Here is a 23,615-nt window from a genome sequence, read left to right on the forward strand (position 1 = left end):
TTCATGAAATTCGACTGGGACTACTTCTGGCAGAGCCTCTTCACGCCGAGCGAGAGCTTCCTCAACGGACTCGCGCTCACCATCGTGATCTCGATCGCCGCGATGGCGCTCGCACTGGTGCTGGGCCTGCTCATCGCGCTCATGGGCCGAAGCCGCTTCGTGCCGCTCCGCATCTTCGCGAGCCTCTACATCTGGATCGTGCGCGGCACCCCGCTGCTCGTCCAACTCGTCATCATCTACACCGGTTTCGCCGCGGCGAACCTGTTCAGATTCGAAGATCTGAACCTGACCATGCAGCTCCAGGACGTCACAGTCGGCTTCCTCATCAAGGGAGCCGTGCAAGCGGCGATCGTCGCGCTCATGCTCAATGAGAGCGCGTACATCTCGGAGATCGTGCGCGGCGGGCTCGAGTCGATCGAGAAGGGTCAGACCGAAGCGGCGCTGTCGCTCGGCATGACTCCCCTCGCCTCGATGCGGTGGATCATCGTGCCCCAGGCGATCCGCGTGATGGTGCCGCCGCTCGGCAACTCCTTCAACGGCCTGATGAAGAGCACATCGATCCTCTCCATCATCGGCGTCGCCGAGATGTTCCAGGTGGGCAGCTCGATGAGCGCTGCAACGTTCAAGGTCTTCGAGATCTACATCGTCGTCGCGCTGTACTACCTGCTCCTCACGACGGTGTGGACGGTCATCCAGACCATGATCGAGAACTGGTTGAACGCGAAGGCCGGCCTGCCGAAGGCGGAGTCGATCTGGAAGCGCCTGTTCGGCTTCCGCAGCAAGCGCGATCGCGTCGCACCGAAGAGCCCGATCGCCGACCTGGAAGGAGTCGCGGCATGAACGCGCTCAGCGAGTACACCGCCCCCGTCTCCGTATCGGACGGGCCGATCGTTCGCACCGTCGACATCAACAAGTGGTTCGGCGACCGGCACATTCTGACGGATGTGTCGCTCGAGATCGAACGCGGCGAAGTGGTCGTGCTCGTCGGGCCGTCCGGCGCCGGCAAGACGACCTTCCTGCGCACCCTCAACCGGCTCGAACCGATCGACAGCGGCGAGATCTACGTCGACGGGCAGCGCATCGGCGAGCGCGTGAACGAGAACGGCAAGGTCACCGAGATCTCGGCGAAGGCCTTAGCCGCGCAGCGCGCCGACATCGGCTTCGTCTTCCAGCACTTCAACCTGTTTCCGCACATGACGGTGCTCGAGAACATCTGGCATTCGCCGGTGCGGGTGAAGGGCGAGAAGAAGGCCGAAGCGATCGCCTACGCACGGGAACTGCTCGACCGCGTCGGGCTCTCCGACAAGGCCGACGTGCGGCCGCGCTCCCTCTCGGGCGGGCAGCAGCAGCGCGTCGCGATCGCTCGGGCGCTCGCAATGCGCCCGGCTCTCATGCTGTTCGACGAGCCAACGAGCGCGCTCGACCCCGAGATGGTGGGAGAGGTCTTGCAGGTGATGCAGGATCTCGCGAAGGCGGGCATGACGATGATCATCGTGAGCCACGAGATGGGCTTCACCCGCGAGGTGGCGGATCGCCTCATCGTCATGGATGCGGGAGCCATCATCGAGCAGGGCGACCCCGAGCTGGTCTTCTCGAATCCGAAGCAGGAGCGCACGCGGCAGTTCCTGTCGAAGGTGCTCTGAGCCCGACTGAAGCGGCGACGGCCTCCGATCCCCTGGCGGGTTCGGAGGCCGTCGCCGTCTCGGCGCGTGCAGCGCACGGGCCGCGCGCGCTACTGCGGGTCGAGCCCGAGGTCGTCGAGGCCGATCGCGTAGCGGTACTCGAAGCCCGCTGCCTCGATGCGCGCCTTGGCAGGCGCCTGGCGATCCACCACGACCGCGACCGCCGCGATCTCGGCGCCCACCTTCTGCAGCGCCTCGATCGCCTGCAAGGGGGATCCGCCCGTCGTCGACGTGTCCTCGACCACGACCACGCGCTTGCCTGCGAGGTCGGGGCCCTCGACCTGGCGACCGCGGCCGTGGTCCTTCGGCTCCTTGCGCACTACGAACGAGTCGTACACCTTGCCCTGCGCGACGCCCTGGTGCATGATCGCCGAAGCGATCGGGTCAGCGCCCATCGTGAGCCCGCCGACCGCGACGACACCGTCGATATCCTCGATGAGGTCGAGCATGACCTGCCCGATGAGCGGCGCCGCACGGTGGTCGAGGCTCAGCTTGCGCAGATCGATGTAGTAGGTCGCCTGCTTGCCGCTGGTGAGCGTGAAGTCGCCGTGGAAGACGGCTTCGCTCGTGATGAGGTCGATGAGCTGTTCGCGCGCGCTGGTCATGAAGCCGATTCTACCGGCGGAGAAGAGCGTGCCTCGCGTGCGCCCTCGGCGGAAGCCCCTGACCTCCCGCGCCTGCGTGCGCTAGCGTGAATGCCGGAAGAGGAGGCACATGGCGCATTCGATCGCACTCGAGCGGCTCGCGGGACTCTTCGAAGCCGCACCGCTCGCGGTGCTCACGGGCGCCGGCATCAGCACGGACTCGGGCATTCCCGATTATCGAGGTGCGGGTGCTCCCCCGCGCACGCCGATGAGCATCTCGCAGTTCATGGAGGACCCGGCCTACCGCCGCCGCTTCTGGGCCGGCGCGAGAGTCGGCGCGCTGCGAGCTGCGGGTGTCGCGCCCAATGCCGGTCACCTCGCTCTGGCGCGCTTCGAAGCCGCCGGGCTGACGAACGGCGTCATCACGCAGAACGTCGACAACCTGCATCGACGGGCAGGATCCCGAAGCGTCGTCGAGCTGCACGGCAACGGGAGCGTGATCAGGTGCGTTGAGCACGACCATCGCTTCACCCGCGATCAGGTGCTCGGCTGGTTCGATGAGCTCAACCCGGGATTCGCCGCGCGCAATGACGCGGCCGAGATCGCACCGGATGGTGATGCGATCGTGAGCGGCACCGACTCCGTCGAAACCCCGACGTGCCCGGAGTGCGGGTCGATCCTCCGCCCCGACGTCGTCTACTTCGGCGAGCTCGTACCGAAACCCGTGTTCGAGACCGCCGAGTCACTGGTCGCCTCCGCAGGCGGCCTCGTGCTCATCGGAACCTCGCTCGCGGTGAACACCGGCATCCGTCTCGTGCATCGCGCGCAGCTGCGGGGCATCCCGATCGCCGTCATCAACCGCGGGCCGACCGCGATCGATGCGCGCAAGTCGGTCTCGATGCGCATCGACGCCGGGGCGGCCGAGACCCTCGAGCAGCTCGAGCAGATCCTGCGCTGACGACGCGCCGCCCGCGCCTCAGCTACTCGCCGCGGGAGATGCGCGTCATCTCATCTCGGGGCACGACCTTGACGCGCGCGCGACCGTGCGGCTCTCCGAGGCCGACTTCGTGCGCGTCAAGGCGGTGCCAGCCCTCGATCGTCGTGTACGGCACGCCTCGCGCTTCGAGGAGCGCTGGAATGACCTGCGGCTCGGACTCCTCCGGAGTCCAGAGGTTGTCGCGATCCTCGAGCAGGCACTCGAGCGTTTCCATCGCGTCGGACTTGGTGTGCCCGATGAGGCCGACCGGGCCGCGCTTGATCCAACCGGTGGCGTAGACGCCGGGAATCTGCTGCCCTTCGAGGTCGAGTACGCGCCCCTGCGTGTTCGGGATCACGCCCTTCGCATCGTCGAACGGAATCTCGTCGAGCGGGGAGCCGAAGTACCCGACCGCGCGGTAGATGGACTGGATCGGCACGATCTCGAACTCGCCGGTGTCGACGATGCCGCCCTGCCCGTCGGGAGCTGTGCGCTCGACTTTCAGCCCCGCGACGCGGCCGTCCTCGACCACGACCTCAACGGGCTTCGACCAGAAGTGCAGGTGCAGGCGACGCGAAGCGGGCGCCACTTCGCCTGCCTCGCGTGCGCGCTGCTCGTCGCGCCACTTGTCCATGATGCGAGTCATCACGATGACCTGTTTGTTCTTCATGAGCGTCTCGTCGGCGAACGCGTCGTCGTGCGAGAAGTCGCGCTCGTCGATCACCATGTCGACGTCGCGCACCTCGCCGAGCTCGCGCAGCTCGAGGGGCGTGAACTTCACGTACTTCGGGCCGCGCCGGCCGAAGAGGTGCAGTTCTTCGATGGGGTTCGCTTCGAGGCCCTCGTGCACGTTCTGCGGAATCTCGGTGGGAAGCAGGTCTTCGGCGTGCTTGATGAGCATGCGGGAGACGTCGAGCGCGACGTTGCCGTTGCCGATGACGCCCACCGACTTCGCTTCGAGCGGCCAGGTGCGAGGAACGTCGGGGTGGCCGTCGAACCAGCTCACGAAATCGGCGGCCCCGTACGAGCCCGCCGCATCGATGCCGGGAATATCGAGCGCCGCGTCGCGGATCGCGCCGGTCGAGAAGATCACCGCGTGGTAGTGCCGTTTGAGGTCTTCGAGCTTCAGATCCTGCCCGTAGCGGACGTTGCCGAAGTAGCGAATCGAGTCTTCGCCGGTCTCCCCTGAGCTCGCACGATCGAGCACGTCGCGCAATGCGGTGATGATCCCCTTGATGCGCGGGTGGTCGGGTGATACTCCGTAGCGCACTAGCCCGTACGGCGCGGGAAGCTGCTCGAAGAGGTCGATCTCGACCGCGAAATCGCGCTCCGCCTTCAGCAGCAGGTCAGCAGCGTAGATACCCGCAGGTCCCGCTCCTACGATCGCCAGTCGCATCTTGCTCATCGCTCGGTTCTTCCTTCCATTCCCCTGACGGTATTCTCCGCGGGGAGTCGAGAATTGAGGTGTTCGTAGGGCGCCTCAGCGCGCCGATGTCAGCCTTCGCGGTTGACGATCGAGTCGGCCATGCGCTCGAGCGCGCGCTTCACCGAGGACTTCGGCAGCGCATCGAGCGCGCGAACGGCATCTGCGGCCCAGCGATGCGCGGTGGCCTCGGTCTCACGGGTGACGGCGTGCGTCTGCAGTGCCTGCACCTCGGGATCGAGCAACGCCGGATCCGCGCCGCCCCGAATCTCGGCGACGCCCGCCTCGATGCGTGCGAGCAGCGCCGCATCTTCAGCATTGCCGGCCGCCGCGCTGTCTTGCAGCAGCAGATACGGCAGCGTGACGACGCCGGCGCGCAGGTCGGTGCCGGCGCGCTTGCCCGTCTGCTCCTTCTTCGGCGACAGGTCGATGACGTCGTCGATGAGCTGGAAGGCGACGCCGATGCGCTCGCCGTACTCCGTGACCGGATCTGCAAACTCCGCCGGAGCCTCGCCGAACATCACGCCCATGCGCGCGGCCGTCGAGATGAGCGCGCCGGTCTTGTCTGCGAGCACTTCGATGTAGTGCCCCTTCGGATCATCGCCCTCCTGCGGGCCGACCGTTTCGTGCAGCTGCCCCAGGCAGAGCCGCTCGAAGGTGCGGGCCTGCAGCAGGATCGCTTCCTCGCCCATTCCGGAGACGAGCGATGATGCGCGCGCGAAGAGCAGGTCTCCGGCGAGGATCGCGACCGAGTTCGACCACACCGTCTGCGCCGCGTCGACACCGCGACGGAGCTTCGCATCGTCCATGACGTCATCGTGGTAGAGCGACGCGAGATGGGTCATCTCGACGGCCTCCGCCGCGCGACGAACCAGCTCGTTCGGTCCGGAGCCGAGCTCGCTCGTCAGCAGCGTGAGCATGGGGCGGATCCGCTTGCCTCCGGCACCCATCAGGTATCGCGCCGGTGCGTCGGCGACCGGTGAGGCGAAGCGAAGGTGCTCGAGAAGTTCGGATTCGACGAGCTCGAGCTGCTGCTGGATCTCCTTCGCGTGACGACGGTCGGCCGCCCCGCGGAACAGGCGCATCGGCAGCGCCTGGGTTGCCGTGTCTTCGGCGATGGGACGACTCACGGGGTGTCTCCAGGTCGAGGGGCGGTCTCGCCTGCGGCTTCTGTCGAGGCTTGCGGCTGCGGAGCAGCGGGCTTCGGCGCGGCCGGTTTCGGCGCAGCCGCAGGCTTCGCGGCTGCCGGCTTCTTCGCGGCCGCAGGCTTCGCGGCCGCAGGCTTCGCGGCCGCAGGCTTCTTGGCGGCGGTCGGCTTCGCGGCAGCGGATTTCGCGGCAGCGGGCTTCGCGGCAGCGGGCTTCGCGGCAGCGTCGGGCTTCGCGGCAGGGTCGGGCTTCGCAGCAGCGGCCACCTTCGCGGCAGCAGGCTTCGCTGCAGCGGGCTTCTTCGCGGCAGCGGGCTTGGCTGCAGCCGGCTTCTTCGCGGCAGCGGGCTTGGCAGCAGCGGGCCGCTTCGGCGCTTCACGCGGGACGAAGCCGCGATGCAGCGCGACGATGCCGAACGTGAGGTTGCGGTAGGCGACGCGTTCGAACCCCGCCTCGCGCATCCACGCAGCGAGTTCGCCCTGGTCGGGCCACGCTTCGATCGATTCGTTCAGATAGCGGTAGGCGGCGGCGGCATCGCGATTGATGGCCCCGGCGATGCGGGGCAGCACGTGCCGACCGTAGAAGGCGTACGGCCCCCGCACGACGGCGGCGGGCGGCGTCGAGAACTCGGCGATGACCACTCGCCCGCCGGGCTTCACCACACGACGCATCTCACGCAGTGCCGCCTTCGGGTCGTTCACGTTGCGCAGCCCATACGAAATGGTGGCTGCATCGAATTCGTCGTCTGCGAACGGCAACTGCGTCGCGTCGGCCCATTGGAACTCGATGAGGTCGTTGCCGGCATGCCGTCTGCGCCCCTCGGCGAGCATCCCCTCGGAGAAGTCCGCGGCGACGACGTGCGCCCCGTGCGCGGCGATGGCAGCCGACGACGTTCCGGTGCCGGCCGCGAGGTCGAGCACCCGCATCCCCTTGCGCGGTGCGATCGCTTTGGTCGTCGCCACGCGCCACAACCGGTCGTTGCCGACCGTGAGCACGTCGTTGATCAGGTCGTATCGCGGCGAGACCTCATCGAACATTGCGGAGACGTCTGCTGCGTGCTTGGTCGCGGTATCGGGGCGGGTCACCCCTCCATCGTATCCCGAACGGCTATGCAACTCCTGGAGCAGTGCTGGCGGCAGCGCTCGGGCCAGTGCGCCCAGGAGGGAGGAGTAGATTGGCACTGTGACGAGCACTCCTCCGGCGCCCCGCCTGCGCGCGACGACCCGGCCTCTGGAGCACGCCCCCGATCTCATCTCGCTCGCCGACCCGAACGCCCCGATGATCTGGACGCGAGGGGATCGCGGCTGCGTAGGGGTCGGCGAGGTGCTGCGCCTGTCATTCTCCGGACCGCACCGGTTCACCGATGCTGCTGCCGCATGGCGCCGGATCGCTGAGACGGCGATCGTCGACGACTCCGTCCGCATGCCCGGCTCGGGCCTCATCGCGCTGGGAACGTTCGCGTTCGCCGACGAGAGCTCTGCCGAGAGCGTGCTCATCGTGCCGCGTCTGCTGGTCGCCCGTCACCGCGGGCAGGCCTGGATCACGGAGATCGCCGCCGTCGATGCTGATCCTGCACCGCTCGCCGTACCCGATCCTCCGGCGAGCCGCGCGTGGGAGGGCGTCCGCTTCGGAGATCGCGCGCTCGCCACCGGTGGAGACTCGGTGGCGTCATACCTCGCGGGCGTGCGCGAAGCGGGAGCTCGCATCGAGCGCGGCGAGTTCGAGAAGATCGTCATCGCCCGCCAGCTGGAGGGGGCGCTGCCCGGGGCCTCCGACCTGCGGGTGCCCCTCACCCGCCTCGCCGAGCACTACCTCGATTGCTGGACCTTCGCCGTCGACGGACTCATCGGCGCGAGCCCAGAGACGCTCATCAGGTCGACGAGCGGCGCCGTCTCGGCGCGCGTGCTCGCGGGGACCAGGGGCCGCCACTCCGAGGACGCCGCGCGAGACGCCCGCGCCAGGGACGAACTCCTGACGAGCGCGAAAGAGCAGCACGAGCACGCATTCGCAGTGCAGAGCGTCGTCACCGCACTGTCCCCCCACGTGCGCGACCTGCGCACCAGCGAGGAGCCCTTTCCGCTGCAACTGCCGAACGTCTGGCATCTCGCGACCGACCTCGGAGCGGCGCTCGGCGAGCAGAGCTCGTCGATCGAGCTCGTCGGCGCGCTGCACCCGACCGCCGCAGTCGCGGGCACCCCGACTGCGACCGCTGTCGCAGCGATCGCCGAACTGGAGCCCTTCGACCGCGGCCGTTACTCGGGCGCGGTCGGCTGGATCGACGCCGATGGCGATGGAGAATGGGTCATCGCGCTCCGCTGCGCGCAACTCGGAGCGCCCGATGCGCAGACCGGAGCGCGGCCCGTGGTGGCGAGTGCCGGCGGGGGCATCGTCGCCGGGTCCGATCCCGACCACGAGCTCGGGGAAACCGTGTCGAAGTTCCGCCCCATCACGGAGGCGTTCGCTCGCTGACGGCGTCCGGCACTGCCGTCTCCAACCTGTGGTGAGCAGGCCGGCGGGGACGGGCGGGACCGGGATCCGCTACGCGGGCCAGTGCATGTCGAGCGAGTCGACCACGCGCTGCCGCTCGGCGGCGACGTCGAACTCCGGCTCCGGCCAATGCGGGCTGAGCTTCGCGAGCTCCGCTGTCACAATGCGCTGCACCGCGACGCGCGCGTACCACTTGGCGTTGGCGGGTACGACGTACCAGGGCGCCGTCTCCGAGTGGGTCCGCTCGATCGCGGTCTGGAACGCCTCCATGTACGCGGGCCAGTGCAACCGCTCATCGACGTCCCCGGGATTGTACTTCCAGTGCTTCTCGGGGTCGTCCAGCCGCGAGATGAGCCGCTCCGCCTGCTCCTCCGGCGAGATGTGCAACATGATCTTCACGATGCGCACGCCCTCAGCCGTGATCCTCGATTCGAATTCGTTGATGGCACCGTATCGCCGCTCGATCTCTTCGGGCGGCGCGAAACCGCGCACCTTCTGGATGAGCACGTCCTCGTAGTGCGAACGATCGAACACCCCGATCACGCCCGGCTCCGGCACCCGGCGCTCGACGCGCCAGAGGAAGTCGTGCGCACGCTCCTCAGCGCTCGGCGACTTGAAGGCGGTCAATGCGAGCCCGTAGGGCTCGGTCTGCCCGAAGACGTGGTTGACGATGCCGCCCTTGCCGGCAGCATCCATCGCCTGGAGCACGACGAGCAAGCGATCCTTCGCCCCCAAGCGGCTCTGCGCGAAGAGCTTCTCCTGCAGCACACGCAACTCCTGAGCGGCTCGCTCGAGCTCCTGATATCCCTCGCGCTTGCGCGCATCCGTGCCCGGAGTGGCCGAAGGATCGACCTCGCTCAACTGGAAGCCGGGCCGCACGCGCAGCAGCTCTCCCACTTCATCGGTCCAGAACGCCTGCGTCATGGTGTCTCCTTCTGTGTTCGTCGCTGTCCACTGTAGGGGCGCACCGACTCGCCGGGTCGCGTCACTCGGCCAGCGGAATCTCCACGATGCTCGGCCCGGTGACCGGCTCGGTGAGCAGCCGCTCGAGCTCACTGCGTGTGGCGACCCGGCGGTAGTCCCACTCATACGCTGCGGCCAGGGACGCGATATCGACCCGCTGCGGGGTGCGCATCACCCGCGCGAATGCGTCGGCGTCCGCGGTCTCGGCGACCTCCAGACCGTCGAAGATCGTTCCGCCGCCGTCGTTCGCCACGAAGACCTGGATGCGCGGACGGGGCTCCCCCTCGAGCAGCAGGAGCGATCCGGCATCGTGCAGCAGCGCGAGGTCCCCGATGAGCACCCGCGTCGTCCCGGCCGCTCGAGCCGGATCATCGGCGAGCTGGCTCGTCACCGCGATGCCGAGCGCCGTCGCGACGGTGCCGTCGATGCCGGCGAGACCTCGGTTCGCGTGCACGCCCACGCGTCGGGCGGGCGCGAGCGCGTCGAGCACGCGCACCAGACGCGACGCCGCGATGACCAGCCGATCGTGGGGCCACGTGCCGCGCCACACGCTCTCGACGAGCAGCTCGCGCGAGACCGGCTCGCGCATGATGGCGACCTCCGTGCGGGCGTAAGCGTTGCGCTCCTTGTAGCCCGGCGCGAGCGCCGCCTCGAGGTCGGGCTCGTGCACGGTGGAGCGCTCGCGCTGCAGCGCGCGGTCCGCGACGACCCAGGCCCCGAGCCAGCCTCGCAGGGCGCGGGCATCATGCTCGGGTGCGACGCGTGCGGCCGACACCACTCGAGCACCGCGGCTGGGATCGACGTACTCGGCACCGGATCCGTGGTGCGGATCGATCACGACCACGTCGACGTCGTCGCGACGCAGCAGCTGAGGAATCTGACGCGTGAGGGTCGGGTGGCCGAACACGATCGCGCGCTCCGTGAGGCCGCCGATCTGCGGGTCGTCGATCAGCGTGGCGTAGGCGGCGATGGTCTCGCGCCCGAATCGCGCTCCGCTCACCACCTCGGCGAGCAGCGGCAGGCCCGCGGCCTGCGCGAAGGCCTCGGCCTCGGGGCCCGCACCCGCTCCGGCGATCACGACCGCGAGCGCATCCCCAGCGTGCTCGTAGACATCTGCATCGTCCGCGATCGGCCCCGACCCGTCCGGCTCCGGGTGCTGCGCTGCTCGTTCTGCGGCCTCGCGGGCGGCCGCTTCGAAGCCCGCGACGATCATGCGCTCGAAACCTGCGGTCCCGGAGAGCGGGTCCCTGAACGAGAGATTCAGCTGCACCGGCCCGGCGGGCCTTCCGCCGGAAGCACCGAGAGCCGCGGCGAGGCCCCGGGTCACGAGCGTCGCCGGATCGCGCAGGGCATCGCGCACGAGGTCGCCGTCGACGAATTCGGGGGCCGGCACATCGACCGACCAGCGAGCGAATGCGTCGAAGAGGCCCGCCTGGTGCGTCGCCTGGTTACTGCGGATGCCGCGCAACTCCTCGGGGCGGTCCGCGGTGAGCAGCAGCATCGGCACACGGGCCTCGTGCGCTTCGAGCACCGCCGGCATGAGGTTCGCGACCGCCGTCCCGCTCGTCACGACGATCGGTGCCGGCATGCCCGTTTCACGTGCAACCCCCAACGCGAAGAACCCGGCCGATCTCTCGTCGAGCTTCACGTGGAGCCGCAGCGCATCGGCGTGCTGCGCCGCCGCACCAGCCAGAGCGAGCGCCTGAGAACGCGACCCGGGGCACACCACGAGATCGCGCACGCCGCGACGGACGAGTTCGGCGAGCAGTTCGACTGCGAAGACGGAGGCTGCTGCCGGCTGCGCCGAGCTCACGGCTTGGAGTCGCCGTCGGAACGCGTTCCCGGCTCGTCCGCACTCCGGGGCTTCGGCAATTCCTCCGTGGGTACCGCGTCAGGAACAGCGGGCTGAGCATCGGCATCAGCGTCGGCGTCGGCATCGATCTCGGCTTCGGCATCGGCTTCGTTCACGATCGGCGCTCCCGCTTCCGCGGGGGATGTGCGCGCTGCAGCGGCATCTGAAGACGCAGCATCGCCGGTGCGATCCGGCGTCTCCGCACCATCGCCACCGCGGGCGAGCGTCGGCTCCTCCCCGGGAAACGTCTCGTCGTCGAGTTCGCGCAAGCGGTCTTCGAGATCCCGCATGTGCGCATCGAGGTCGGTGCTCGAAAGACTCGTGCCCGAGAAGCGCGGGTCATCGTCGGGTGCAGGCCGTCGCGTCGCCTGCGCCTGGGCGGACCCCTTGCCGATGAAGAACCAGAGCAGCGCGCCGATCACCGGCAGCACCGCGATGATGACGATCCACACCGGCTTGTTCATTCCGCGCGCACGCGATCCCTCGGTCATCGCCGCGTCGACCAGCGCATACAGCGTCAGTGCTACGGCGATGACGACCCCGATTATCACGAACCGCACCATACCCTTAATCGTACTCGCAAGCGTTCGCGAAACCCTGGGCCTTGCGCGGAGCCTCGCTTCAGGTGCCGCGGGTACACTCGTGCGGGTGAACAACCCGCGCACCGCCTGGATCGTGTACATCGTACTTCGTCTGCTCTTCTTCGCAGTGCCGTTCACCGTGCTCTTCCTCATCGGCCTGCAGCCGTGGATCGCAGCCGTCTTCGCCGCCCTGATCGGGGTCGCCCTCTCGGTCATCTTCCTCGCCCGCCCACGGTCGACGGCCTCCGAGAGCATCTACGACTGGCGCAATCGAGACCGCACACCCGACGACATCGTCGAGGACGAGGCCGTCGAAGCGCGCGAGACGCCGAGCGAGGCCGCCCAGCCGGGCCCTTCCGCCGGACCGGGCGCGTCCGGCACTGGCACTGGCACCGGCACTGGCACCGCATCGAACTCGCGTTGAACCCGCTTCGGTACGCGATTCGGCGTCGGTGAGCCACGTTCCGCGCGAATGATCTCACCGAAGCCAAATCCCACACCGAGTACCGGCGCGGCGGCGCACTCGGAGCAGCGCTACACCTGGGTCGCCTCCCACCCCGCGTAGAGCTGCGCGTACCGTCCGCCGAGCTCCACCAGTTCCGCGGGCGACCCGTCCTCGACGACGCGGCCGCTCTCCATGACGAGCACCCGGTCGGCGATCGCCACGGTCGACAGCCGGTGGGCGATGATGATCGCCGTGCGATCGGCGAGCAGACGCTGCAGCGCGTGCTGCACCAGTCGCTCGCTCGGCAAGTCGAGCGAGGCGGTCGCCTCATCGAGGATGAGCACCGTCGGATCGGCGAGGAACGCGCGTGCGAACGAGATCAGCTGGCGCTGCCCGGCCGACACGCGCCCGCCGCGCTTGTTCACGTCCGTCTCGTACCCGTCGGGGAGGGATTCGATGAATCCTTCCGCACCCACGGCGCGTGCCGCCGCCCGAATCTCGGCCGCCGACGCGTCCGGTTTGCCGAGCGCGATGTTCTCGGCGACCGTTCCGCTGAAGAGATACGCCTCCTGAGTCACCATCACGATGGCGCGTCGCAGATCGGCGGTATCGAGTTCGCGCAGGTCGACGCCGTCGAGTCGCACCGCCCCGCCAGTCGGATCGTAGAATCGCGCGACGAGCTTCGCGAGCGTCGACTTTCCGGCACCCGTCGTTCCGACGAGCGCGACCGTCTGGCCGGCCGGGATCTCGAGGTCGCAGTCCGCGAGCACCGTGCGGGCTCCACCGCGGCCGCCCCCGTAAGCGAAATCAACGTGATCGAAGCCGAGCTCGCCGCGCGGGCGCTCGAGGCGCACGGGCGCGGCGGGATCCTGCACCGTCGGTTCCTCCTCGAGCACGCCCGAGACCTTCTCGAGCGCCGCCGTCGCCGACTGATAGGAGTTGAGGAACATCGCGACTTCTTCCAACGGCCCGAAGAAGTTGCGCACGTAGAGCACGGCGGCGATGAGCACGCCGATCGCGAGCTCGCCGCCCGTCACGCGGAGCGCGCCCCAGAGCAGCACCACCGCGACCGTGACGTTCGCGAGCAGGATGAGCCCGGGATCGAGCACCCCGAAGAGCCGCAGCACGCGCAGGTTCGCGCGACGGTACTCGTCGGAGACGGCGCCGAAGTCGGCATCGCCGCGGCGCTCGCGCCGGAAGGCCTGCACCGCCCGGATCCCCGTCATCGTCTCCACGAACTGCACGATCAGGTGCGCGCTCGCGACGCGCGTCGAACGGAACCCCTTCTGCGACTCCACGACGAACCAGCGCATGAGGATCGCGAGCGGGATCCCCATGAAGAGCAGCACCAGGCCGCTCTTCCAATCCAGCAGGAAGAGCATCACCATCGTGAACGTGCCGATGAGCACCGCGTCGACGAGTTCGTTGAGGCTGCCGTCGAGCAGCTCCTGAATCGATTCGAGATCGCTCGTCTGCCTCGAGATGATGCGACCCGATGTATACCCCTCGTGGAATTCGAGGCTCAACCGCTGGGTATGCCGGAAGATGCGCGTGCGCAGCTCGATCATGACCGCCTGCGTCAGGCGTGCAATGAGCACGACGTACCAGCCGACGAGCAGCGAGCCGATCGCGCCGGTCACCAGGAAAGCGAGCGCGACCCCGACGGCCGGCACCCAGTCCCCGGCGTCCAGTGCGGCCGGCAGCGCCGTGTCGATTCCATAGGCGATCAGTGTCGGACCCACCGCACGCATCGCGGATGAGATGATCACGACGACGGCCGTCAGCGCGATGAGGCGCCGGAGCGGCCGCAGAATCGAACCGAGCAGACGCAACGAGCGGCGGCGGATCGCGCGACTCTCCTCGCGGGTGTACGAATCGCGATCCTCGCCGCTCGTTCCCTGCACGCTCGCGAGGCTCATGAGCGAACCTCCTCGGTATCGGTATCGGTGTCGGTGTCAGCGTCAGCGGTTGCGGTGTCGGTCGGATCGGTCTCGGTCCGACCGGTCTCCGCCGTGTCGGCGAGGGCGTCCCGCTCGATCCCGGCGATCAGGCTGCGGTACTGGGCGCTCGTGCGCAGGAGTTCGGAATGGGTGCCGACGGCATCGATACGACCGTCGAGCATGACCGCGACGCGATCGGCCAGCGCCACCGTCGACGGACGATGCGCGACGATGAGCGCGGTCGTGTCGGCGAGCACGCGTCGCAGAGCCGCCTCGACGAGCGCCTCGGTGTCGACATCGAGCGCCGAGAGCGGATCATCGAGCACCAGCACATCGGGGGCCGCCGCCACGACCCGGGCGAGCGCGAGCCGCTGGCGCTGACCGCCGGAGAGGCTGAGCCCCTCCTCCCCCACCTCGGTGTCGAGGCCGCGGGGGAGATCGTCGACGAACCCCGCCTGCGCAACGGCGAGCGCATCCTGCAGCACCCGATCCGCCTCGGCGCTGCCGAGAGCGAGATCATGGCGACCGAGCAGCACGTTCTCGCGCACCGTGGCCGAGAACAGGATCGGCTCTTCGAACGCCACGCCGATCCGGCGCCGCAAGTCGTCGAGCGCCAGATCGCGCACGTCGATCCCGTCGAGCGTGATCGCCCCGCCCGTCACGTCGTACAGCCGCGTCGGCAGCGTCGTGAGGGTCGTCTTGCCGCTCCCCGTCGCACCGACGATCGCGAGCGTCTCGCCCGGACGCAGCGCGAGGTCGAGCCCGTCGAGGAGGTCGACCTCTTCGGCACCCGCGTCGGGATACCGGAAATGCACGTCGCGGAATACGAGTTCGCCGCGCGCCTGGGCGATCGTCTGCGGGCGCTCGGGCTCCCGCACGGCCTGCTCGGCGTCGAACACCTCGAACACCCGGTCGGTCGCGGTGCGCGTGTCGATCAAGAAGGCGAACAGGAAGCCGAGCGAGCCCATCGGCCACCGCAGCGCCGCCGCCATCGCGAAGAACGCCACGAGCTCCCCCGTCGAGAGCAGGTCGTGCGCAGCGAGCCAGACGCCCGTGATGAAGCACGCACCCATGGCGAGGATCGGCACGAGCTCGTACCAGAACCAGAGTCCGCCGACCTCCCGCGCCTTGCGCATCTCCGTCTCGCGCAGCGTCTCAGCCCGACGCGTGAACTGCGAGAGCGCATGGCCGCCCCGGCCGAAGGCCTTGAGCACGCGAATGCCGTGCACGCTCTCCTCCACAGCGGTCGCAAGATCACCCGTCTGATCCTGGCTGCGCCGCGACAGCACGCCGTAGCGCTGCTCGAAGCGGTAGCCGACGGCCCAGATCGGGATCGAACACGCGACGAAGACGACGCCGAGCGCCCAATGCCAGCGGAAGAGCAGCCCCATACCGATCACGATCGTCAGCACGTTGACGAGCAGCAGGATCAACCCGAACGCCAACCACCGGCGGATCGAGCTGATGTCCTGCATCATGCGGCTGAGCAGCTGGCCCGACTGCCACCGGTCGTGGAAGGCGACGGGCAAGCGCTGCAGTCGTTCGAAGAAGGACTGACGCACCGCGTACTCGATCGCAGCGGACGGGCCGAGCACGAGACGCCGGCGCATGAACACGAGCAGCGCTTCGAGGACGCCGAGCAGCAGCACGGCCAGGGTCGCCCAGGCGATGAGGATGCGGTCGCCGGACGCGATGGGACCGTCCACCGCCCATTCCAGCACGAGCGGAACGACGAGGCTCGCGAGTGCGGCGCCCAGACCGAGGAACGCGCCGGTGATCAGTTTCGGGAGTGCGGGACGGGCGAACGGGAGCAGACGCGCGAGCGCGCGCGCCGTGGAGACGCGAGCGGGATCGCTCGGTGTGTGCTGAGTCGCAGCGAGATGGTTCATGATGCCTGACGTATGCCGGCGCCTGGACGCGGGCGCCCAAGGGCGGACCGCGCGCGGCGCGAGAGGAAATGCTGAGGTGGAAGCGGAGAAGGGGCGGCCCGCGATCGGAGCCGCGTCGACCTACTGCCCTGGCTTCGGAGTGCCCGGGAGTCGCGGCGCCGACGGCTGGGTGATGATTGCCATGGTGCGCTCCTCTCCGGGGTCAGGGTTTCCGAACCTCAGCCTAGCCAGGCTGCGCGCTCGAGCACAAGGATCGCGTCGAACGCTCGGCGATCCTGCGCCGGATCACTCGGCGTCAGAACGCGAAGGCGATTCCGAGCAGCACACCGTAGGCGAGCGCGGCGAGACTCGTGAGCTGCAGGACGAGGATGAGCTCCCGCGCCGTCTTGGCGGTGAGTGTGATGATCGAAGCCGGAATGGCGAGGAGGAGCACGAACCAGACGAGGATCATGCCCGGCTGCGCGAGCGCGTAGAACGCCGGCACCGCGAACGGCAGCAGCACGCAGACGACGTAGAGGATGCGAGACGCGCGGTCGCCGATGCGAACCGCGAGCGTGCGCTTGCCCGCCAGGCGATCCGTCGGAATATCGCGGATGTTGTTCACCACGAGCACGGCCACCGCGAACAGGCCGACGCCGGCGCCCGCGACCCAGGGCTCCTGCACGTCGATGTCCGTCTGCAGCCACACCGTGCCGACCGTCGCGACGATCCCGAAGAAGACGAAGACGACGATCTCCCCCAGCCCCGCATACCCGTAGGGGCGCTTGCCCCCCGTGTAGAACCAGGCGGCGACGATGGCCACCGCGCCCAGAGCGAGGAACCACCAGCGCTCACTGAGCACCACTGCGACGAGGCCCGCGACCGCGGCGAGCGCGAAGAACGTCAGCGCGACGGCCAGCACCCGCTTCGGGTTGACGAGCCCCGACCCGGTGAGCCGAGCGGGGCCGACTCGAAACTCGTCCGTACCGCGGATACCGTCGGAATAGTCGTTCGCGTAGTTCACCCCGATCTGCAGGAACACGGCGACGGCGAGCGCGAGCAGACTCAGTGTGAGCGAGAACTCCTGCACCATGTGCGCGATGCCGCTGCCCGCAGCCACCGGCGCCACGGCGAGCGGCAGGGTGCGCAACCGTGCTCCGCCCACCCAGTTGCGCCAGGTGATCCGCGGCGGCGCCCCCGCTGCGGCCTGCCGCTCAGCAGCGGCCCGAGTCGCGGGATTGCCCGATCGTCGACGGTCGTGTGCCTGGTTCACGTCTGATCCTTCTCTCCGTGCGCATCGCCCTGCGCATCTCCGTGCGCTTCGCCGTGCGCATCGCCCTGCGCACGCATGTCGTGCACGTGGGCGGCATCGCCGCGCCGCACCTCGCTGAAACTCGAGCGCAGTCGCCCCATCCATTCGCCGATCGCGGCGTAGTCGGGCTTCCCGCCAGGAAGCCGCGGAATCGCGTCCACCTCCGTCACCCATTCGGGCACGGCCGCAGGGCCGAGCGACGCGCGCAGCACCTCCTGCACGCGCTCGAAGGCGGCGCGTTCGTCGGGGGCGCTCTCCACGGCGGCGCCCGTGCCTGCGCCCGGGACCACATCGACGACGATCGACACCCGCTCCCCCCACTCGGGATGCGGGGCGCCGAGTGCCACGGCGTGCTCCCACCCTGACTGCTCGCGCACCACGCGCTCGACCTCGTCGAGGGACACGTTGACGCCGCCCGATATGATGACGCGATCGAGACGGCCGGTGACCGTCAGCATGCCGCCGAGCAGCTCACCCGAGTCGCCCGTGCGATACCAGCGCACCGGCACCCCGTCACGCCCCGCGTCGGTGATGAAGGCGCGATCCGTGAGCTCCTGGTCTCCGACGTAACCCAGCGCGAGGGTGCTGCCGGCGAGCTGCACCTCGCCGGCGCGAATGCGCACACGGGTGTCGCCGATCTCGACGCCGTCGTACACGCACCCGCCCGCCGTCTCCGACATCCCGTAGCTGCGCGTCAAGGCGATGCCCAGCGCGTGCGCACGGCTGCGGAGCGACACGCTCACGGACTGCCCGCCGACGAGCACCGCATCGAAACGGCGCAGCACATCGGCCGCCGAGCGATCCTGCTCGACGTGATCGATCAGTCGCGCGAGCTGCACCGGCACCAGCGAGACGTAGCGACGATCGGCGTCGAGGGTCTCCGCCTGCTCGAGAAAGGCGGCTGGCTCGAAGCGGCCGTCGAAGAAGACGGGCTGCGTACCGGCGAGATCGCTGCGCACCAGCATCTGCAGGCCCGAGATGAGGTGCGTCGGCAGCGCCACCAGCCACTGCCCGTGCCCGCCGAACCGCTCGGCCGTCGCCTCGGCGCTCGCGCGCAGGGCGTCGGCGGAGAGCGCGACCGCCTTCGGAGTGCCCGACGACCCTGACGTGCGCACGACGACAGCTGTACCCTCGGGCAGATCCTGCTGCTGCAATGCGACGATCGCGTCGGGGTCGGCACCGGGAGCGACCGGCACGACCGGCGCCCCGCCTCGCAACGCATCGGCGAGACCGGCGGTCAGCCAAGCACGATCTTCGGTCGGGATCGCACGGAGTCTGTGGGGCGCAGTCACCCGACCAGGGTACTCCGCGCAGCCCTGCTGTGCGCATCGCCGGCGAGCGGGCGCGGCGCACGGCGGGCGGGCGGGTGGTGTGGCCGCCGCCGCCCCGTGCCAGCCCACCCACCCACATGGGAGCGGGGTCACTGTTCGTGCGTGTCGCGGGTCTGACACGCACGAACAGTGACCCCGCTCCGGTGGAGACAGTGAGCGCAGCGGGCCGCAGCGCTCAGTAGTGGTAGGGGAAGGGGCTCCAGTCGGGCTCGCGCTTCTCGAGGAACGAATCACGGCCCTCGACCGCCTCATCGGTGCCGTAGGCGAGGCGGGTGGTCTCCCCCGCGAAGAGCTGCTGCCCGACGATGCCGTCGTCGACGGCGTTCATCGCGTACTTGAGCATCCGGATCGCGGTCGGCGATTTACCGAGGATCGTGCGCGCCCAGGCGATGCCGGTGCGTTCCAGCTCCGCGTGCGTCACGACCTCGTTAACGGCGCCGATCTCGCGCGCGCGCTCGGCGGAGTACTCCTCGGCGAGGAAGAAGATCTCCCGTGCGAACTTCTGGCCGACCTGCTTCGCGAAGTAGGCGCTGCCGTAACCGGCGTCGAACGAGCCGACGTCTGCGTCGGTCTGCTTGAACTTGGCGTGCTCCCGGCTCGCGATGGTGAGATCGCAGACCACGTTGAGCGAGTGGCCGCCGCCGGCCGCCCAGCCCGGGACGAGTGCGATGACGACCTTCGGCATGAATCGGATCAGCCGCTGCACCTCGAGAATGTGCAGCCGCCCGGCGCGCGCCGCGGCCTCCGGCCCCACCTCGGTCTCGTCATCCGAGTACTTGTACCCATCGCGGCCACGAATGCGCTGGTCGCCGCCCGAGCAGAACGCCCAGCCGCCGTCTTTGGGGCTCGGCCCGTTTCCGGTGAGCAGCACGACCCCGACCTTCGGGTTCACTCGCGCACGCTCCAGCGCATCGGCGAGCTCGTCCACGGTGCGCGGGCGGAAGGCGTTGCGCACCTCGGGCCGGTCGAACGCCACGCGCGCGATGCGGCCGTCGAGGCTGAGGTGGGAGGTGATGTCGGAGTAGTGCTGAGCCCCGGGGGCGATCTCCCACTCGGCGGGGTCGAAGAGCTCGGATACCTGCTGCGTCATGCCCCTAGCCTAAGGCGCGGGCCCCTCGAGCAGGTGAGTCGTCCGCGCTCCCCGTGATGAGCCGGTCAGGCACGTACTGCGTGCGCCTCGCCCACGGGAAGTACACGGCGAACGTCACCGCGATCGCGATGAGCCAGGACAGGTCGGCGCCCCCGAGGGCTCGGGCGACCAGGCCGACGTACACGGCCTGGCTCATGAAGGGCAGCTGGGCCAGAACGCCGATGCCGTAACTCGCGATCGCGACCCAGTTGAACGCCCGATACGGGCCGCTCGGGTCATAGAGCGCCGGGATGTCGACGCGTTCCTTCGAAATGAGGTAGTAGTCGACGAGGTTGATCACGCTCCACGGGATGAAGACGGTGAGCAGCGCAAGCACGAAGTTCTTGAACACAGTGAGGAAACCCACTTCATTCGCGATCAGCGCTACAACGGTGGCGAAGACGGTGAATCCGACGATGATACTCGTGCGAACCGCTTGGGAGACGCTCCGATGGTTCGTCCATCCGGTGATGATGGTGAGAATGCACATGAATCCGCCGTAGGCGTTCAACGAGTTGACCGAGAGCTTGTTCACGACGATAACGGCATAGATGAAGATCGCCACGAGGCCGCCCCCGGCGATCTCGCCGAGGCTGCCCACCTGGCTGGATAGGAACGCGTCGGTTCCGAGGGCGCCGGCGATGAGCACCCCGAGGGTCATCGCGATCTGGGCACCGATCACGGACCCGAGGAACGTACTCCAGAACGTGGCGCGTACGGACGTTCGCTGGGGCAGGTAGCGCGAGTAGTCGGCGACGTAGGGCGCGAACGTCATCTGCCAACCGGCGGCGAGCGCGATCGCGAGAATGAACGACGCCCAGGTGAAGTCGACCTGTCCGAAAGCCGATTGCACGTCATACCCGGCGAAGAGGCGGATGGCGATGTAGCCGAATCCGATGAGCCCGATGACCGAGGCGATGCGACCGATCATGTGGATGAGTCGGTAGCCGACGACGGCGACGCAGGTCGTCATGAGCCCGAACAGCACCATGCCCCACACCGGAGCGTTCCAGCCGAAGATCAGGTTGAGCGCTTGGCCGCAGAGCACAACGCTCGTCATCTGGAAGCCGAGGTACATGAGGATCGTGAGCACCAGCGGCAGGGCCGCGCCTTTGACGCCGAACTGCACTCGGCTGGAGATCATCTGGGGAAGCCCCAGGCGCGGGCCCTGCGCCGAGTGCAACGCCATGGTGATTCCGCCGATCACGTTTCCGATGAACAGACCGATGATGGCTGCCATCGCTTCCGCGCCGAATGTGATGGCGATTGCCCCGTCGACTACGGCGGTGATCTGCAGGTTCACGCCGAACCAGAGCGAAAACTGGTTGCTCACCCGGCCGTGCCGTTCCGCTTCGGGTACGCGCTCGATCGTGCGGATCTCGCGAGTCATCAAGCTCTCCGAACTGGGAGTGTCGGTCCTCATCGTCCGTCCTCGTTTCGTTGATCGTTGGGCAGCGCGTCTTCGCACTTCCGGCAGGTTAGGGCGCGATCAACGAGGAGTTCGTGACTCTTCGTCATCACCTGTCCGGGATCTCAGATCTCTGCGTGGAGACAGACGTTCACTACCGGAGCGCGTCAACCTGACTTGATGGCTCGGAGGACGGACACCGCCAGGGCGTGACAGGATCGAGGCATGACCGACACCCGCAGCGCCGCGCCCGCCGCCCCTCCGCTGGCCGAAGTGCTCGCGGCCGCGCACGTCGTCTCGATTCCGACGCGTACGCGGTTCCGCGGCATCGCCGTGCGCGAGGCGATGATCTTCGATGCTCCGCTGGGCGCGAGCGAGTTCTCGCCGTTTCTCGAGTACGACGACGCAGAGGCCGCTCCGTGGCTCGCGGCGGCCCTCGACTTCGGATGGGCGCCGCAGCCGGAGGCGCTCCGCGAGCGGATCGAGGTGAACGCCACGGTGCCGTCGGTGGGCGCGCACGAGGCACCCGCCGTGCTCGCCCGCTTCCCCGGCTGCACGACCGCGAAGGTGAAGGTCGCCGAACGCGGGCAGTCGCTCGCCGATGACGTCGCCCGGGTGCGAGCGGTGCGCGAAGCGCTCGGGCCGGCGGGGCTCGTACGCGTGGATGCGAACGGCGGTTGGAGTGCGGACGACGCTGTCGCCGCCCTCGCGGCACTCGCAGACTTCGACCTCGATTACGCTGAGCAGCCGAGCGCGAGCGTCGACGAGCTCGTCGAGGTGCGTTCGAGGCTGCGCGCGGCGGGCGTGTCAGTGCGCATCGCGGCCGACGAGAGTGTGCGGAAGGCCGAGGATCCGCTCGCGGTCGCCCGAGCCGGAGCCGCCGATCTGCTGATCGTCAAGGCCCAGCCTCTCGGCGGCGTGCGCCGCGCGCGGTCGCTCGTGATCGAGGCCGGGTTGCCCGTCGTGGTGTCGAGCGCGCTCGACACGTCGGCCGGCATCGCGATGGGACTGCATCTGGCTGCCGCCCTCCCCGAGGGGATGCTCGCGGGCGCGTGCGGTCTGGGCACCGTCGCGCTGCTCGACGGCGATGTGACGGCGTCGCCCCTGGTGCCGCTCGACGGTGCGATCGAGGTGCGGCGGCCCGACCTCGACCCCGCGTTGCTCGAGCGCTACCGAGCGGCTCCGGATCGCGAGGAGTGGTGGCGGCAGCGCGCGTCTCGCGCTTACGCGCTGCTGCGATCCCGACGCGACCAGCGCTAGGCGGGCGCCGGGCCCGCCTCAGACGAGCTTCGCCGCGCGGCGCGCGCCCTCGCCCAGCGCCTCGAGCTTGGCCCAGGCGATCTGCGGGTGCACGCGGCCGCCGAGGCCGCAGTCAGTCGCGGCGATGACGCGATCCGCTCCCACGACGTTGGCGAAGCGCTGGATGCGCTGCGCGACGAGATCGGGGTGCTCGACGAGGTTCGTCGAGTGGCCGACGACGCCCGGGACGAGGATCAGGTCGTCCGGAATGATGCTCTTGTTCTCCTCCCACACGGCCCACTCGTGCTCGTGGCGCGCGTTCGCCGCCTCGAAGGAGATCTGACCGACGTTCGCTCCGAGCACGGTTTTGAGGATGTGCTTCAGCTCGATGTCGGTGGTGTGCGGGCCGTGCCACGATCCCCAGCACAGATGCAGGCGCACCTGCTCCTTCGGCAGCCCCTTGATGGCCTCGTTGATCGCGTCGATGCGGATCTGCGTGAACGCGAGGTAGTCCTCGACCGAGGGCTCCGGATTGATCTGATCCCAGTTCTCGGCGAGTGAGGGGTCGTCGAGCTGCACGATCAGCCCGGCGTCGGTGATCGCCCGGTACTCCTCGCTCAGCGCCGCGATCCAGGCGTCGATGTGCTCCTGCTCAGAGGCGTAGAAGTCGTTCTGAATGCGCGCGGCCGATCCCGGTGCGATCGCCGTGATGAACCCCTGCTCGCCCGGCTGCAGCGCCGCTCGGAGGTTGCGGGTGTCGGTCGCGACGAGCTCCTGCCCGGTGTAGGTGATCGCGTCGGTCGTGGTGGGGAACGGCGTCGCGTTCGTGCCCACGTTGATCTCGGCCTGGTAGGCCTCGGAGAAGCGCACCCAGTCGCGGCGATCCGGGAACGACGTCAGCTGGATGTTTCCGGGCGTCGAACGCACCGGTTCCTGGGTGAAGATGTTGCGCTCGGTGATCGTGAGGCCCGAGGTGCGCTGGAACGAGTACGTCCACCATGCGCCGTAGTCGACGGCGTTCGACATCGCCTTGCCGAACTCGCCGTCGCCGGGCTGCGTGATGCCGAGGTCTCGCTGGCGTGCGACGACGTCGCGCACGGCCTCGGTCACGAGCGCGTCGAACTCCGGCGTCGACTGCAGCGTCAGGCCGTCATCGGCAAAGGTGCGTGCGGCGTTCGCCTCGATGAGCGCCTGCGTGCGGGGCAGGCTGCCTGCGGTGGTGGTTTCGATCTGCGTCATACCTCGAA

The 23,615-nt window shown here is 68.8% G+C and carries 20 protein-coding genes; 6 read left to right on the forward strand and 14 right to left on the reverse strand.

The window, feature by feature from the left end:
• Positions 1–3: 3 nt before the first annotated feature.
• Positions 4–840 carry an amino acid ABC transporter permease gene (locus JSQ98_RS08680; protein WP_090152548.1) on the forward strand — a complete coding sequence of 279 codons (837 nt, stop codon included), beginning with the start codon at positions 4–6 and terminating at the stop codon, positions 838–840.
• A complete protein-coding gene (locus JSQ98_RS08685; RefSeq protein WP_090152551.1) occupies positions 837–1,643 on the forward strand; it encodes an amino acid ABC transporter ATP-binding protein in 807 nt (268 codons plus the stop codon). The genes JSQ98_RS08680 and JSQ98_RS08685 overlap by 4 nt, the downstream gene beginning before the upstream one ends.
• 89 nt (positions 1,644–1,732) lie before the next feature.
• On the opposite strand, the gene pyrE is transcribed toward JSQ98_RS08685, so the two are convergent.
• Positions 1,733–2,287 (reverse strand): orotate phosphoribosyltransferase, encoded by a 555-nt coding sequence (pyrE, locus tag JSQ98_RS08690; protein WP_211649261.1) that lies wholly within the window; start codon positions 2,285–2,287, stop codon positions 1,733–1,735.
• A 109-nt stretch (positions 2,288–2,396) separates the two neighbouring features.
• On the opposite strand from pyrE, the gene JSQ98_RS08695 reads away from it, so the two are divergent.
• Entirely contained in the window at positions 2,397–3,224 is an 828-nt protein-coding gene (locus JSQ98_RS08695) for a Sir2 family NAD-dependent protein deacetylase (RefSeq protein WP_211649262.1), read from the forward strand.
• Positions 3,225–3,246: 22 nt separating this feature from the next.
• Here the strand turns inward: JSQ98_RS08695 and JSQ98_RS08700 are convergent, their stop codons facing one another.
• The 3 genes from JSQ98_RS08700 to JSQ98_RS08710 all read right to left on the reverse strand — a co-directional run bounded on the left by JSQ98_RS08700 (position 3,247) and on the right by JSQ98_RS08710 (position 6,898).
• Positions 3,247–4,647 carry an FAD-dependent oxidoreductase gene (locus tag JSQ98_RS08700; RefSeq protein WP_211649263.1) on the reverse strand — a complete coding sequence of 467 codons (1,401 nt, stop codon included), beginning with the start codon at positions 4,645–4,647 and terminating at the stop codon, positions 3,247–3,249.
• An 89-nt stretch (positions 4,648–4,736) separates the two neighbouring features.
• Positions 4,737–5,750, reverse strand: coding sequence for a polyprenyl synthetase family protein (locus JSQ98_RS08705; RefSeq protein ID WP_211650477.1), 1,014 nt, complete (start codon positions 5,748–5,750; stop codon positions 4,737–4,739).
• A 41-nt stretch (positions 5,751–5,791) separates the two neighbouring features.
• The gene (locus JSQ98_RS08710) at positions 5,792–6,898 is read right to left on the reverse strand and encodes a class I SAM-dependent methyltransferase (RefSeq protein ID WP_346728758.1); all 1,107 of its coding nucleotides are present in this window, start codon (positions 6,896–6,898) and stop codon (positions 5,792–5,794) included.
• 97 nt (positions 6,899–6,995) lie between these two features.
• Between JSQ98_RS08710 and JSQ98_RS08715 the strand changes: the two genes are divergently transcribed.
• A complete protein-coding gene (locus JSQ98_RS08715) occupies positions 6,996–8,282 on the forward strand; it encodes an isochorismate synthase (protein ID WP_211649264.1) in 1,287 nt (428 codons plus the stop codon).
• A 69-nt stretch (positions 8,283–8,351) separates the two neighbouring features.
• On the opposite strand, the gene JSQ98_RS08720 is transcribed toward JSQ98_RS08715, so the two are convergent.
• The 3 genes from JSQ98_RS08720 to JSQ98_RS08730 all read right to left on the reverse strand — a co-directional run bounded on the left by JSQ98_RS08720 (position 8,352) and on the right by JSQ98_RS08730 (position 11,678).
• A complete protein-coding gene (locus JSQ98_RS08720; protein ID WP_211649265.1) occupies positions 8,352–9,224 on the reverse strand; it encodes a PPK2 family polyphosphate kinase in 873 nt (290 codons plus the stop codon).
• A 61-nt stretch (positions 9,225–9,285) separates the two neighbouring features.
• The gene (menD, locus tag JSQ98_RS08725; protein ID WP_211649266.1) at positions 9,286–11,076 is read right to left on the reverse strand and encodes a 2-succinyl-5-enolpyruvyl-6-hydroxy-3-cyclohexene-1-carboxylic-acid synthase; all 1,791 of its coding nucleotides are present in this window, start codon (positions 11,074–11,076) and stop codon (positions 9,286–9,288) included.
• Positions 11,073–11,678: a PLD nuclease N-terminal domain-containing protein gene (locus tag JSQ98_RS08730; RefSeq protein WP_211649267.1), complete on the reverse strand. Its 606-nt coding sequence runs from the start codon at positions 11,676–11,678 to the stop codon at positions 11,073–11,075. The genes menD and JSQ98_RS08730 overlap by 4 nt, the downstream gene beginning before the upstream one ends.
• An 85-nt stretch (positions 11,679–11,763) precedes the next feature.
• Between JSQ98_RS08730 and JSQ98_RS08735 the strand changes: the two genes are divergently transcribed.
• A complete protein-coding gene (locus JSQ98_RS08735) occupies positions 11,764–12,120 on the forward strand; it encodes a DUF4229 domain-containing protein (RefSeq protein ID WP_346728759.1) in 357 nt (118 codons plus the stop codon).
• A gap of 110 nt (positions 12,121–12,230) precedes the next feature.
• Here JSQ98_RS08735 and JSQ98_RS08740 read toward each other — a convergent pair whose 3' ends face one another.
• The 6 genes from JSQ98_RS08740 to JSQ98_RS08765 form a co-directional block, all read right to left on the reverse strand.
• Complete coding sequence (locus tag JSQ98_RS08740) at positions 12,231–14,060, reverse strand: ABC transporter ATP-binding protein (RefSeq protein ID WP_211649269.1); 1,830 nt, start codon at positions 14,058–14,060, stop codon at positions 12,231–12,233.
• Entirely contained in the window at positions 14,057–15,970 is a 1,914-nt protein-coding gene (locus tag JSQ98_RS08745; protein ID WP_211649270.1) for an ABC transporter ATP-binding protein, read from the reverse strand. Before JSQ98_RS08745 ends, JSQ98_RS08740 begins: the two co-directional genes overlap by 4 nt.
• Positions 15,971–16,265: 295 nt before the next feature.
• Positions 16,266–17,222 carry a 1,4-dihydroxy-2-naphthoate polyprenyltransferase gene (locus JSQ98_RS08750; RefSeq protein WP_211649271.1) on the reverse strand — a complete coding sequence of 319 codons (957 nt, stop codon included), beginning with the start codon at positions 17,220–17,222 and terminating at the stop codon, positions 16,266–16,268.
• Positions 17,219–18,553, reverse strand: a complete 1,335-nt coding sequence (locus tag JSQ98_RS08755) for an AMP-binding protein (RefSeq protein WP_346728760.1) — start codon at positions 18,551–18,553, stop codon at positions 17,219–17,221. The genes JSQ98_RS08750 and JSQ98_RS08755 overlap by 4 nt, the downstream gene beginning before the upstream one ends.
• A gap of 214 nt (positions 18,554–18,767) precedes the next feature.
• Positions 18,768–19,682: a 1,4-dihydroxy-2-naphthoyl-CoA synthase gene (locus tag JSQ98_RS08760; protein ID WP_090152593.1), complete on the reverse strand. Its 915-nt coding sequence runs from the start codon at positions 19,680–19,682 to the stop codon at positions 18,768–18,770.
• Between the two features lie 4 nt (positions 19,683–19,686).
• Complete coding sequence (locus JSQ98_RS08765) at positions 19,687–21,111, reverse strand: purine-cytosine permease family protein (protein WP_249290787.1); 1,425 nt, start codon at positions 21,109–21,111, stop codon at positions 19,687–19,689.
• A gap of 243 nt (positions 21,112–21,354) precedes the next feature.
• Here JSQ98_RS08765 and JSQ98_RS08770 point away from each other — a divergent pair, with 243 nt between their 5' ends.
• Positions 21,355–22,389, forward strand: coding sequence for an o-succinylbenzoate synthase (locus JSQ98_RS08770; RefSeq protein WP_211649273.1), 1,035 nt, complete (start codon positions 21,355–21,357; stop codon positions 22,387–22,389).
• An 18-nt stretch (positions 22,390–22,407) separates the two neighbouring features.
• Here the strand turns inward: JSQ98_RS08770 and JSQ98_RS08775 are convergent, their stop codons facing one another.
• A complete protein-coding gene (locus JSQ98_RS08775; protein WP_090152602.1) occupies positions 22,408–23,607 on the reverse strand; it encodes a cobalamin-independent methionine synthase II family protein in 1,200 nt (399 codons plus the stop codon).
• Positions 23,608–23,615: the final 8 nt, after the last annotated feature.

Source organism: Leucobacter manosquensis, assembly GCF_018304845.1.
GTDB lineage: Bacteria > Actinomycetota > Actinomycetes > Actinomycetales > Microbacteriaceae > Leucobacter > Leucobacter alluvii.

Excerpts from the sequence above, each read along its gene's own strand:
- JSQ98_RS08680 (WP_090152548.1), top strand. The coding sequence starts at position 4 with ATGAAATTCGACTGGGACTACTTCTGGCAGAGCCTCTTCACGCCGAGC.
- JSQ98_RS08685 (WP_090152551.1), top strand. The coding sequence starts at position 837 with ATGAACGCGCTCAGCGAGTACACCGCCCCCGTCTCCGTATCGGACGGG.
- pyrE (WP_211649261.1), bottom strand. The coding sequence starts at position 2,287 with ATGACCAGCGCGCGCGAACAGCTCATCGACCTCATCACGAGCGAAGCC.
- JSQ98_RS08695 (WP_211649262.1), top strand. The coding sequence starts at position 2,397 with ATGGCGCATTCGATCGCACTCGAGCGGCTCGCGGGACTCTTCGAAGCC.
- JSQ98_RS08700 (WP_211649263.1), bottom strand. The coding sequence starts at position 4,647 with ATGAGCAAGATGCGACTGGCGATCGTAGGAGCGGGACCTGCGGGTATC.
- JSQ98_RS08705 (WP_211650477.1), bottom strand. The coding sequence starts at position 5,750 with ATGCGCCTGTTCCGCGGGGCGGCCGACCGTCGTCACGCGAAGGAGATC.
- JSQ98_RS08720 (WP_211649265.1), bottom strand. The coding sequence starts at position 9,224 with ATGACGCAGGCGTTCTGGACCGATGAAGTGGGAGAGCTGCTGCGCGTG.
- JSQ98_RS08730 (WP_211649267.1), bottom strand. The coding sequence starts at position 11,678 with ATGGTGCGGTTCGTGATAATCGGGGTCGTCATCGCCGTAGCACTGACG.
- JSQ98_RS08740 (WP_211649269.1), bottom strand. The coding sequence starts at position 14,060 with ATGAGCCTCGCGAGCGTGCAGGGAACGAGCGGCGAGGATCGCGATTCG.
- JSQ98_RS08745 (WP_211649270.1), bottom strand. The coding sequence starts at position 15,970 with ATGAACCATCTCGCTGCGACTCAGCACACACCGAGCGATCCCGCTCGC.
- JSQ98_RS08760 (WP_090152593.1), bottom strand. The coding sequence starts at position 19,682 with ATGACGCAGCAGGTATCCGAGCTCTTCGACCCCGCCGAGTGGGAGATC.
- JSQ98_RS08765 (WP_249290787.1), bottom strand. The coding sequence starts at position 21,111 with ATGACTCGCGAGATCCGCACGATCGAGCGCGTACCCGAAGCGGAACGG.
- JSQ98_RS08770 (WP_211649273.1), top strand. The coding sequence starts at position 21,355 with ATGACCGACACCCGCAGCGCCGCGCCCGCCGCCCCTCCGCTGGCCGAA.
- JSQ98_RS08775 (WP_090152602.1), bottom strand. The coding sequence starts at position 23,607 with ATGACGCAGATCGAAACCACCACCGCAGGCAGCCTGCCCCGCACGCAG.